The sequence below is a fragment of the Streptomyces hygroscopicus genome, from assembly GCF_026168105.1.
GTDB lineage: Bacteria > Actinomycetota > Actinomycetes > Streptomycetales > Streptomycetaceae > Streptomyces > Streptomyces hygroscopicus_D.
In genome coordinates, this window is sequence record NZ_LBMW01000004.1 from 243786 (window position 1) to 253644 (window position 9859).

The window sequence follows — 9859 nt, forward strand, 5'->3', positions numbered from 1 at the left end:
TAGCCACGGACCGTCAGCAAATCGGGTTCTCCCGGGTGTACCGCTCGGCTGTTGAGATCAGATACTCGGCGCCTTGTCGAAGTATCTCAGGGTTCTCCCGCGCCATTCCAATCATGATGTTGCAGTTCTGGCAGAGCAGGCCGCGCACGACGCCCGTGTCGTGGTGGTGGTCGACCGCCAGACTTTTGCCCTGCTGTGGCTCGCGGCAGATGGCGCACCGGTCACCTGCCGTATCGACTAGTCGCGCATATTCCTCGGCCGAAAGGCCGTATCGGCGCGCGACATGAGACAGCCGCCACGCGTCCGGGTTCGCCTTGTAGTAGGAGCGGCTGTACCTCAAGATCCGGGTCTTTTGGCATTCCGGTGAGCACGTGGCAGCGCGCTTGCTGCGACTCGGCGGAACCTCGGTACCGCAGATGCAGCAAGACCGCGGCATCGGAGGGCTGGTCCTGACCCGCTGCTTGACCGTCGCCAACCGGTCGGCATGGTAGCGGTCGTGGCATTCCTGGCATCGCTTCGGATGGGGGCCTCGCTGCCCGACTCTCGGCCGGGCGGGTTTGTCGCAGTCAACACACAGACGCATTGCCCAATAATATGTCAACTAGTGGGGGCGGTGGTCGAGTTGCCTGGACCGCCGCCTAAGCCCGCAGGTGAACGTCAAGGGCGTCATCGCACCGATTTGGGAGTCGTGCGTCTCGCGGGACAGGCTCCGACTGCCCCGCCGAAGCTGTGTTCGGCCGCGAACCAGGCATGGACGGACTACTGGACGGACGTCATCGCCGGGGTGCTTCGGCCTGGGGACGCGCCGCTGGTTGATCGGTGGATCCGGAACGTCGACCGCTATCACCGGATCATGCGGCTCGCCGACAAGGAGCCCGTCGTCGAGGGTTCGACGGGGCAGCAGAAGCCGAACGGCCTGTATGACCTGGCGTTCAAGATCGAGGCGTCGATCAAGGCGGACGAGCAGCAGCTCGGCATCGGTCCCCTGAACCGTCTCCGGCTCGGCGTGAAGATCGCGGAAGGGGCGAAGTCCCTCGCCGACCTGACTACGGAGGCGGAGGAGGGCGACGATGACGACCCGCGCGCCTTCCTCACCGGTTGAGGTCCTCCCGTGGCCGGCCGGGATACCGAAGCCGTTGTCCGCGCCGCCGCTGACGACAGCGCGCAGCGATGGGCCGAAGGTGATCCGCTGGATCGAGAAGCACTGCCGGTACGGAGAAGGGGACCGGTTCGGGCGGCCGGTGCGGCTGGAGCTGTTCCAGAAGCTGTTCCTGATCTGGCTGTTCGAGCTGAAGCCGGACGGGAGTCGCCGCTACCGGCGGGCGTTGCTGGAGGTGCCGAAGGGCAACGGGAAGACTCCGATCGCGTCGTGGGTGGCGGCGTACCTGCTCGCGACGCAGCGTTCCGCGGTCATTCCGGTGGCTGCGGCGAGCTACGAGCAGGCGGAGTTGCTGTTCGGTGACCTGCGGACGTCCGTGGCGGAGTCGCCGACGCTCTCGCCGCTGTTCCACGCCTTCGAGGGCGAGGTCCAGGTTAAGGACGGGCCTGGCCGGGCGTACAAGGTCGCTGCGGTGGCTGGCACGAACGACGGCCAGCGTCCGAGCGCGTTCTTCGCTGACGAGATCCACGAGTGGACGGGCAATAAGGCGCGCGTGCACCTGGTCATCGCCAACGGTGCGGCCAAGCGGGCCGGTTCGGTCGTGGTGAATACGACGACGCCGGGTGCTGACCTGGACTCGATGGCGGGGAAGCTCCACGAGTACGGCATCAAGGTCAACGCCGGTGAGATCGATGACCCGGAGTTCCTGTTCGTGTGGTGGGGCTGCCCTGAGGACCGTTACGACTTGTCCGACCACGAGCAGCTGCTGCAGGCGGTGCGGGAGGCGAACCCGGCTGCGGACCTGTTCCTGTCCGTCTCGGACGTGGCGGCGCGGTTTTATCAGATCCCGCGGCACGAGTTTGTCCGCTACCACCTCGGGATGTGGACGACGGTTGCTGAGCGGTGGCTGCCCACTGGGGCGTGGGAGGAATGCGAGCAGCATCGGCCGATCCCGGATGGCTACGAGGTGTGTCTCGGCTTCGATGGCAGCTTCAACGGGGACAGCACGGCTTTGACGGTCGTCTCTTGCCCTCAGGAGGACGACGAACTGCCGCACGTCGACGTCGTCGAGGCCTGGGAGCGGCCCGAGAGCCTCGCCGGTGACTGGCAGGTGCCGATCCTCGACGTTGAGGCGGCGATCCGGGCGGCGTGTCGCCGCTGGCAGGTTCGGGAGATCGTGTGCGACCCGTACAGGTGGGCTCGGACGTATCAGGTCCTGGAGGACGAGGGTCTGCCGATCGTTGAGTTCCCGCAGAGTCCGGCTCGGATGATCCCGGCGACCACCAGGTTCTACGAAGCCGTGGTCAACAAGCAGTTGACCCAGTCTGGCGATCCTCGCCTGGCCCGGCACATGGGCAACTGTGCGTTGAAGGTCGACGCGCGCGGCGCGCGGCTGACCAAGGAGCACAAGCACAGCCGCCGCAAAATCGACCTCGCCGTTGCCGCGGTGATGGCGCACGAACGGGCCGTGCAGGAGCCTGAACCGCCGCCGCCCGCACCCCAATTCTTCTCCTGGGCCGACCTGTAGCGAGGGGGTGTCGCATGCGCCTCCCGAAGCTCCCGCGGTGGCAGTTCCGTAAGCCGGCTCAGCCGAAGCGGCTCGCCTCCGACTTGGTGGATTTGGCTGGGCTGGGCTGTCTGGATGGGGCGGCGTGGTGGTGGCAGCCGATCGTCGGCCTGGTGGTGCTGGGTTTGATGCTGCTGCTGGTCGGGTGGGTGATGGACCGGTGAGCATTCTGCGGCGTGCGAGCGAGAAGCGGTTTTTCATGCCGTCCGGGTCTGGCGACCCGTGGTCGATCCCGTCGAACGGGTCGCTGGCGGCGATGACTCCGTCTGGGGTGCCGGTCAATGAGGACACGGCGATGCAGTTGCTGGTGGTGGCTGCGTGTGTGCGGATTTTGTCGACGACGGTGTCGGGGTTGCCGTTTGATGCGGTGCGGATGAAGGGTGCGCTGCGGGAGACGATGGATCCGCCGCCTCCGGTGATCGGGGATCCGTTTGGGGGTGGCGCGTCTTCGGCGTGGTCGAAGCGCCGTGAGGGTTTTGGGCAGTTGATGGTGTCGTTGCTGCTGCGTGGCAACGCCTACGCGAAGGTGATAGCCCGGGACAGGGTGCTGCGGCCGACGAGGTTGATGGTGCTGCATCCGGACCGTGTGAAGTGCACGTTTGATGAGAGCGGCGCCCGCGTGTACGAGGTGGACCGCCAGTCGGTGGACGCCGAGGACATGCTGCATATGGTGGGGATCGCCTATCCGGAGGCGCCGACGGGGATCAGTGTGCTGGCGTCGGCGCGGAACGCGATCGGGCTGGGTTTGGCGGCGGAGGAGTTCGGGGCGCGTTTCTTCGGTTCGGGCGCGCACATGTCCGGGGTCGTGCAGGTGCCGGGGGATTTGGACCGTGAGCGGGCCCGCCAGTTGAAGGAGTCGTTCACGGCGTCGCACGGCGGTTTGCAGAACAGCCACACGGTCGGGATTTTGTCTGGTGGCGCCGAGTGGAAGCCGATCAGCGTCACTCCGGAGGACGCCCAGTTCCTCGGCACCCGCGCCGCCCAGAATTTGGACATCGCAATGCTTTTCGGGATCCCGCCGCACATGCTCGGTCAGGTGGACCGCACTACGTCGTGGGGGACTGGTATCGAGCAGCAGAGCTTGGGGTTCCTGCGGTACACGTTGGATCCGTGGCTGGGCGCTTTCGAGGACGCATGGTCGGCGCTGTTGCCGAAGCCGCAGATGGCCCGGTTCGACGTGAACGCTCTGTTGCGCACGGACACTGCGGGCCGGTACGCGGTGTACATGCAGGCCCGGAACGCCGGGCTGATGACGATCGATGAGATTCGTGCGCGGGAGAACATGGCTCCGCTGCCTGACGGGCAAGGCGCTGACCCGTTCGCGCCGCTCAACAGCGCACATACCCATGATCCGGGCTGGGAGCCGGGGCAGGAGCCCGCCGAGCCCGAACCTGCGCCGGAGGCGGCGCCTACCGAGCCCGCGAAGGAGCCGTAATGCCTGCTGTGAGCGTGCACCACACGCCGACTACGGATGCCGCCTGGGATGGTGGCGTTCAGGAAGGGAATCTGCGCGACGACTACACCCTCGCCGACCTGAAGGACCTGTATGCGTGGGTGCCGGACGGCGAGGAGCCGAAGAAGTCGGAGTGCAAGTTCCCGCATCACATGGTTGGTTCGGATGGCAAGCCTGGCGCGGCGAACGTGAAGGCCTGCCAGTCGGTGATCAGCGTGCTCAACGGCGGTATGGGTGGGGCGGACATCCCCGACTCGGATCGGCAGGGGGTGTACGACCACGTGGCTGCGCACCTGAAGGACGCGGGGGAGACCCCGGCGGAGCTGAAGTCGGCGCCGGCCGCGACCGCGGCTCGTGGCGCTGCCGCGTTCTTCGAGGCCGCGGGCGAGCGGTCGCTGTCGGATCGTGCGGTGCTGCCGCGTCAGGTGGAGCAGCGGTCACGCCCGTTCCGCGGGGTGGAGCTGCGCGCTCTGCCGGATGGCACGGGCGGCGAGAAGCTCGTCTTCGACGGTTACGCGTGCGTCACGGACGAGCCTTACGAGATGTGCGACTGGTTGGGCCCGTTCACGGAGGTGGTCCGGGCTGGCGCGTTCACGAAGACCCTGTCGGAGGGCGCCGACGTCCCCTTCAAGATCAATCATGAGGGGATGACGCTCGCGCGGACCAAGAGCGGCACGATGCGCCTCGCCGAGGACACCACCGGCCTGCACGTGGAAGCCGACCTCGACCCGTCGAACCCGCAGGTGCAGGCGCTGCGCAGCGCGATGGACCGCGGCGACATCGATGAAATGAGTTTCGCTTTCTGGGTGACCCGCCAGACGTGGTCCCCGGACTTCGAGCAGCGGGACATCCTCGAAGTGAACTTGAACAAGGGGGATGTGTCGGCCGTGAACTATGGTGCGAACCCGGCGACCGCGGGGGCGGTGCTGCATGCGCGGGAGTTGCAGGCACACCTGGAGCGGCTGCCCGCCGACGAGCGTAAGCAGGTGTTCGACCGTCTGGCCCGCGAGTTCGACCAGGGCCCGGTCGTCCTGGCCACGCGTGCGGAGAAGGTCGAGTGGCTGCAGGAGCGGTTCGCGGAGATCCGGGCGGGGAAGGCGCTGTCGGCGGCGACGATGGACACGCTGCAGAAGGTCCTCAACCTGGTTGCCGCGGCCGATGACGCCGTGGATGAGGCGCAGGTTGTGCTGTCGGATCTGATGGGTGTCCCGAACCCCGACGACGACGAGGACGAGCCGGGCGACGGCACGGGCGGCGAGCCGGACGGCGGCGAGGCAGGCCAGCAGGCCAATGCGGCGCCGGTGGCGGACCTCGACCTGTTCGCGGCCCGCAAGCGGCGCCTCTCCCTCACCAGCGGCCAGTGATGCGCACCGTGCGCCTTCGCGTATCCGTCGAGGTCGACGAGGACTTCCGCGAGCGGGGCCTGGACCTGCTGGACTGCGAGGTCGTGAGCCGGGAGCAGGACCCGAACGCGCCCTGCTACATCTACACGCTGACGGCGCCGTCCCACGCGCCGGATGACGCCGTGGAGATGTCGCCGATCTTCAGTCGGGCCATCGACGGCACGGTCACCCTGCTGTCCTACGACTGGCTACGCGCAGACGGCAGCCACTGCGAGCGCACCGTCTGAGCATCCCCGTCCCCAGGCGCCATAAGGCACTTGCGGATCTTGCCGCTGATGACGTCGTAGTAGCTGGTCCCGCAGCCGTTGCGGCAGAGCAGCGTGCGATCTCTCCAGTCGTCCTCGTAGGTGAAGCCGTGCGCCTCGCGAATGTCCCGGTCATCGGGGTCTTCGCTCATTAGCCGTTCCATCTCTTCAAAGCTCAAGTCGCCCATGGGTCAACGGTAACGACCTGCGCGCCACCACCCCACAGACCACCCCGGAGCCGTTTTGTTTCCGGGGTTTTCGCCTGCCCGGCTTCGCGCCGGAGCCCGCGCCGGGCCCCTGATCAGGGCACCACCCGGGCCACCACCCGTCACCACGGCAGGCACGCCAACCGGAAGATCCAACAAGGAGAGCACCCGTGAACAAGCGGGAAATGATCCAGGCTCTCCAGGAGAAGCGTGCCGAGCTGAGCAAGACTCTCGACACCATCCTGGAGACCGTCCAGAAGGAAGAGCGCACCGCGCTCAACGACGACGAGAAGACCAGCTTCGACGGCGCCGAGACGGAGATCCGCGAGATCGACGCTCGGGTGAAGGAGCTCGACGAGCAGATCCGCGCCGACGAGGCCGCTGCCGAGGTGTCCAAGCGGTACAGCGCCGGCCGGGCGCAGGTGACCGACCCGCAGGTGTACACGCGGCGGGCGACCGGACCCTCCTACTTCCGGGACCTGTACCTGGCCCGGCAGAAGGGTGACCGTGAGGCGCTGGAGCGTCTCGACCGCAACAACCGGATGGTCGCCGACGCCAAGGCGAAGGAGCAGCGCGCCATCTCCACCGGCTCCGGTGCTGGCGGTGAGTTCGTACCGCCTTTGTGGATGGAGCAGGAGTTCGTCAAGCTGGCGCGTCCGGGCCGGATCACGGCGAACCTGTGCCGTCAGGGCGATGTGCCGCCCGGGACCGACAGCATCAACATCCCGAAGATCAACACTGGTACGGCGACCGCCGTGCAGGCCACACAGAACTCCGGTGTGCAGCAGACCGACATGGCCACCACGTCGGTGAGCTCCCCGGTCGTGACCATCGCCGGTGGCCAGACTGTCAGCCTCCAGTTGATCGAGCAGTCGCCGCTGTCGATCGACGAGGTTGTGCTGGGGGACTTGGCGGCCGATTACGCCAAGCAGGTCGACACTCAGGTCCTCAAGGGCACCGGCTCTTCCGGGCAGGTCACCGGCATGCTCACCCTGTCGGGCACCACGAGCGTGGCGTGGACGCAGGCCACCCCGGCGCTCGGCGGGGCCGGCGGCATGTACGGGGCGATCGCGAACGCGATCCAGCAGATCCACACGTCCCGGTTCCTTCCGCCGACCGCGATCATCATGCATCCGCGGCGGTGGGCGTGGGCGGAAGCCCAGTCCGACTCGACCGGCCGCCCGCTGGTCGTGCCCGACTCCGGTGGCGCGTTCAACGCGGCGGGCAACCTCGACGGCCAGGTGTCGGAGGGCCGCGTCGGGCGCATGCTGGGCCTGCCCGTGTACGTCGACAGCCTGATCCCCACCAACGGGGGTGCAGGCACCAACCAGGACACGATCATCGTTGGAAAGCTCGATGATGTGTGGCTGTGGGAGGGCCAGGTCCGCGCGGAAGCCTTCCAGCAGACCTACGCCAATCAGCTTTCAGTGTTCGTCAGGCTGTACAACTACGTCGCGTTCCAGGCCGGTCGCTACGCACCGGCAACCGGCCTCGTGACGGGTACGGGCGCCGTCACCCCGGCGTTCTGATCAAGGACCGTGAGAGGAGCAGCCCTTCGGGGTTGCTCCTCTCGCTTTCCCGGAAGGGGTACCGCTGGTGTTCACGCTGGTTTCGTCTGCGGCGCGCACGACGAACGGGAATTCGGGTCCGCTGCAGCTTGGTGGCGCGTTCGACAACATCACGCTGGAAGTGATCGTGTCCGCCGTGTCGGGCACGACACCCTCGATGGCGCTGTCGGTGCAGTGGTCCGTCGACGGCACGGACTTCGGGCCGGTTGACGGTACCGCGGACACGTTCGCGGCGATCACCGCCGCGGGGAACGTCGTCAAGGAACTGCCGGTGCGGGCCCCCTACATGCAGATCTCGTGGACGCTGACCGGCACGACCCCGAGCTTCACGTTCGCGGTCGACGCGGCAACCGACTGAGGAAGGAACCTATGTACTACAACCCGATCAACTATGCGCGGGGGCTCCTCGACGCGTATGCGATGGCGGAGAGGTCCGGCAACAAGGACGCTGCAGCGCAGAACCGCGCCGAGCTGGAGGCGGTGGCCGGCGAGGTGACGAAGGTGGATGCGGCGTCGCTGGACGATGACTCGCGCCGTCTCCTCGAGGAGGTCCGGGCCGGCATGAACGACGTGCTGGGCTCGAAGAAGGCTGCATCCCCGCGGAATGCGAAGGCGGCTGAGGCGCCGGAGAAGACCACGAAGTAGCCGACGGCTAGCAGGGAGGGGGCGGTGGTGGCGCAGACGATTTATTACGTCGGCCAGGATGTTGGTGTGACGACGACCGTCCTCGACGACGACGGGAACCCAGCCCTCGGTGCGGTGTCGGTGACGTTGTCGGTGACGGACCCGTCTGGGGCGGTGACGACTCCAGCGACGGTGTCGATGGGGTCGGGCGTGTATGCGGCGGTGGTGCCGTCGGTGGCGGCCGAGGGCGTCTGGCTGTACCGGTGGACGGCGTCCGGTACCGGTATCGGCTTCGTGGACGAGGGCCAGTTCCAGGTGCGTCCGATGGGCGTTGAGCAGTTGGTGGACATTGCGAGTGTCCGCGCGCACCTGAACATGCCGGACACGTCGCAGGACGATGAGCTGCAGGGGTTCATTCTGGCTGCGGCGGATCTGGCGCGGGATGTGGTGGGTCCGGTGTTGCCGGAGCAGCACACCCAGGTTTTCGACGGCGGGGTGACCACGGTCGTCCCGGACTGGCTGCCGCTCGCGTCGGTCCAGTCGGCGACGGAGTACTACGGGCTGTCGGCGTTCCCGCTGACCGAGCAGGCCCTCGGCAGCCAGATGAACGCCTTCGCGTTCACCGCGGACTACAGCACGGGGCAGATCACCAGGCGGACGTTCGGGGGTGAGCCTGCGATGTTCGCGGTCGGCGCGAAGAACATCAAGCTGGTGTACACGGCGGGGCGCGGCGGCACGGTGCCCTATGCGGTGCGGCTGGGCGCGCTGGAGCTGATCCGGCACTTGTGGCAGCTCACCCAGCAGGGTTTGCGGCCGAGGCTCGGGCCGCAGGGCTTGGATGAGGACAGCCGCCTGGTGCCGTCGGGGTTCGCCCTGCCGCAGCGTGTGCTGGAACTATGGCAGCCGTCCAAGCGGCCCCCGGGGATCGCCTGATGTGGGCGTCGACGACCCCGGCCGCTATCGCCGGGCTGGTGGATGTGCTGCGCCGTGACCCTGACCTGACGGCGACGACCGTCTTTGACGGGCCGCAGGCGACGGGCTGGTCCGGCACGGAGGCCATCACGGTCGGCTACACCGACGAGGAAACTTCGCACAGTGTTGACGGCAGTGTGATCGGGGAGGGGTTGGCGCTGTCGCCGACCCGGGAGCAGTACACGATCCAGTGCGCCATCTGGGTGCTGAATGGGTCGGCGGACATTACGGCAGCCCGTGAGCGGGCGTATGCGGTGCTGGCCGTGGTGGGCGGGGCGCTGACGTCGGACCAGACTTTGGGAGGGGCGGTGGCTGCGGCCAGACTGGCGGCTGTAGCGCTGCAACAGGAGCAGACCCAGCAAGGCGCCGTCGCGAGCATCTTCTTCGGCGTGGAGGTCGACACGTACACCTAGCGGGTGCTGCGGTAGCCCTTCCGGATTCCGCGGCCCATCGCGCCGAGGAACTGCGCGATGAACGCGACCGCGACCATCGTTACCGCGACGTAGAGCAGGAACAGGACGGCGTCGCCAACCCACAGCAGGAACGTCAGCACGTCTCCGATCAGGCCGCCGCGTAGTTCGCCGACGTGACTGGTCGTGGCGTAATGCCACATCCATGTCGGAACGGTGACGAACCAGAAGTGCACAACCGGCATCAAAGCCCCCCTTTATTTCGCGGGCATCGTCGCGCTGCTGCGGCGCGCCGTCAAGCTGAACAGGAGT

Annotated in this window: 14 protein-coding genes; 11 read left to right on the forward strand and 3 right to left on the reverse strand. The window is 67.3% G+C overall.

All coding sequences use genetic code 11. The features are described 5' to 3' along the window. Positions 1–13 precede the first annotated feature (13 nt). Positions 14–583 carry an endonuclease VII domain-containing protein gene (locus tag AAW14_RS39710; RefSeq protein WP_416223261.1) on the reverse strand — a complete coding sequence of 190 codons (570 nt, stop codon included), beginning with the start codon at positions 581–583 and terminating at the stop codon, positions 14–16. 105 nt (positions 584–688) lie between these two features. Between AAW14_RS39710 and AAW14_RS06760 the strand changes: the two genes are divergently transcribed. From AAW14_RS06760 to AAW14_RS06785, 6 genes are read left to right on the forward strand one after another with little or no spacing between them, the layout of a single operon-like run. Then, entirely contained in the window at positions 689–1102 is a 414-nt protein-coding gene (locus AAW14_RS06760) for a hypothetical protein (protein WP_265560905.1), read from the forward strand. A 34-nt stretch (positions 1103–1136) separates the two neighbouring features. Beyond that, positions 1137–2627 (forward strand): terminase TerL endonuclease subunit, encoded by a 1491-nt coding sequence (locus tag AAW14_RS06765; protein WP_265560907.1) that lies wholly within the window; start codon positions 1137–1139, stop codon positions 2625–2627. A gap of 14 nt (positions 2628–2641) precedes the next feature. After that, entirely contained in the window at positions 2642–2830 is a 189-nt protein-coding gene (locus AAW14_RS06770) for a hypothetical protein (protein WP_265560909.1), read from the forward strand. Next, a complete protein-coding gene (locus tag AAW14_RS06775; protein WP_265560911.1) occupies positions 2827–4101 on the forward strand; it encodes a phage portal protein in 1275 nt (424 codons plus the stop codon). The genes AAW14_RS06770 and AAW14_RS06775 overlap by 4 nt, the downstream gene beginning before the upstream one ends. Continuing rightward, positions 4101–5483 (forward strand): HK97 family phage prohead protease, encoded by a 1383-nt coding sequence (locus AAW14_RS06780; protein WP_265560913.1) that lies wholly within the window; start codon positions 4101–4103, stop codon positions 5481–5483. Before AAW14_RS06775 ends, AAW14_RS06780 begins: the two co-directional genes overlap by 1 nt. Before the next feature lie 8 nt (positions 5484–5491). Beyond that, on the forward strand, positions 5492–5749 hold the full coding sequence (locus tag AAW14_RS06785) for a hypothetical protein (protein WP_265560915.1): 258 nt from the start codon (positions 5492–5494) through the stop codon (positions 5747–5749). On the opposite strand, the gene AAW14_RS06790 is transcribed toward AAW14_RS06785, so the two are convergent. Continuing rightward, a complete protein-coding gene (locus tag AAW14_RS06790) occupies positions 5701–5955 on the reverse strand; it encodes a hypothetical protein (protein ID WP_265560917.1) in 255 nt (84 codons plus the stop codon). The genes AAW14_RS06785 and AAW14_RS06790 overlap by 49 nt on opposite strands. A gap of 188 nt (positions 5956–6143) precedes the next feature. On the opposite strand from AAW14_RS06790, the gene AAW14_RS06795 reads away from it, so the two are divergent. From AAW14_RS06795 to AAW14_RS06815, 5 genes are all read left to right on the forward strand, one after another. Then, complete coding sequence (locus AAW14_RS06795; RefSeq protein ID WP_265560919.1) at positions 6144–7502, forward strand: phage major capsid protein; 1359 nt, start codon at positions 6144–6146, stop codon at positions 7500–7502. Positions 7503–7569: 67 nt separating this feature from the next. Beyond that, positions 7570–7899, forward strand: coding sequence for a hypothetical protein (locus AAW14_RS06800; RefSeq protein WP_265560921.1), 330 nt, complete (start codon positions 7570–7572; stop codon positions 7897–7899). Positions 7900–7910: 11 nt separating this feature from the next. Beyond that, positions 7911–8186 (forward strand): hypothetical protein, encoded by a 276-nt coding sequence (locus AAW14_RS06805; RefSeq protein WP_265560923.1) that lies wholly within the window; start codon positions 7911–7913, stop codon positions 8184–8186. 24 nt (positions 8187–8210) lie between these two features. Then, a complete protein-coding gene (locus AAW14_RS06810; RefSeq protein ID WP_265560925.1) occupies positions 8211–9098 on the forward strand; it encodes a hypothetical protein in 888 nt (295 codons plus the stop codon). Continuing rightward, on the forward strand, positions 9098–9550 hold the full coding sequence (locus AAW14_RS06815; RefSeq protein ID WP_265560927.1) for a hypothetical protein: 453 nt from the start codon (positions 9098–9100) through the stop codon (positions 9548–9550). Before AAW14_RS06810 ends, AAW14_RS06815 begins: the two co-directional genes overlap by 1 nt. Here AAW14_RS06815 and AAW14_RS06820 read toward each other — a convergent pair. After that, the gene (locus AAW14_RS06820) at positions 9547–9792 is read right to left on the reverse strand and encodes a hypothetical protein (protein ID WP_265560929.1); all 246 of its coding nucleotides are present in this window, start codon (positions 9790–9792) and stop codon (positions 9547–9549) included. The two genes, AAW14_RS06815 and AAW14_RS06820, sit on opposite strands and share 4 nt — an antisense overlap. Positions 9793–9859 lie beyond the last annotated feature (67 nt).

What these genes read in the sequence shown, in the direction of transcription:
- AAW14_RS39710 (WP_416223261.1), bottom strand. Translation starts at nt 583, where the DNA reads ATGCGTCTGTGTGTTGACTGCGACAAACCCGCCCGGCCGAGAGTCGGG.
- AAW14_RS06770 (WP_265560909.1), top strand. Translation starts at nt 2,642, where the DNA reads ATGCGCCTCCCGAAGCTCCCGCGGTGGCAGTTCCGTAAGCCGGCTCAG.
- AAW14_RS06780 (WP_265560913.1), top strand. Translation starts at nt 4,101, where the DNA reads ATGCCTGCTGTGAGCGTGCACCACACGCCGACTACGGATGCCGCCTGG.
- AAW14_RS06790 (WP_265560917.1), bottom strand. Translation starts at nt 5,955, where the DNA reads ATGGGCGACTTGAGCTTTGAAGAGATGGAACGGCTAATGAGCGAAGAC.
- AAW14_RS06805 (WP_265560923.1), top strand. Translation starts at nt 7,911, where the DNA reads ATGTACTACAACCCGATCAACTATGCGCGGGGGCTCCTCGACGCGTAT.
- AAW14_RS06815 (WP_265560927.1), top strand. Translation starts at nt 9,098, where the DNA reads ATGTGGGCGTCGACGACCCCGGCCGCTATCGCCGGGCTGGTGGATGTG.
- AAW14_RS06820 (WP_265560929.1), bottom strand. Translation starts at nt 9,792, where the DNA reads ATGCCGGTTGTGCACTTCTGGTTCGTCACCGTTCCGACATGGATGTGG.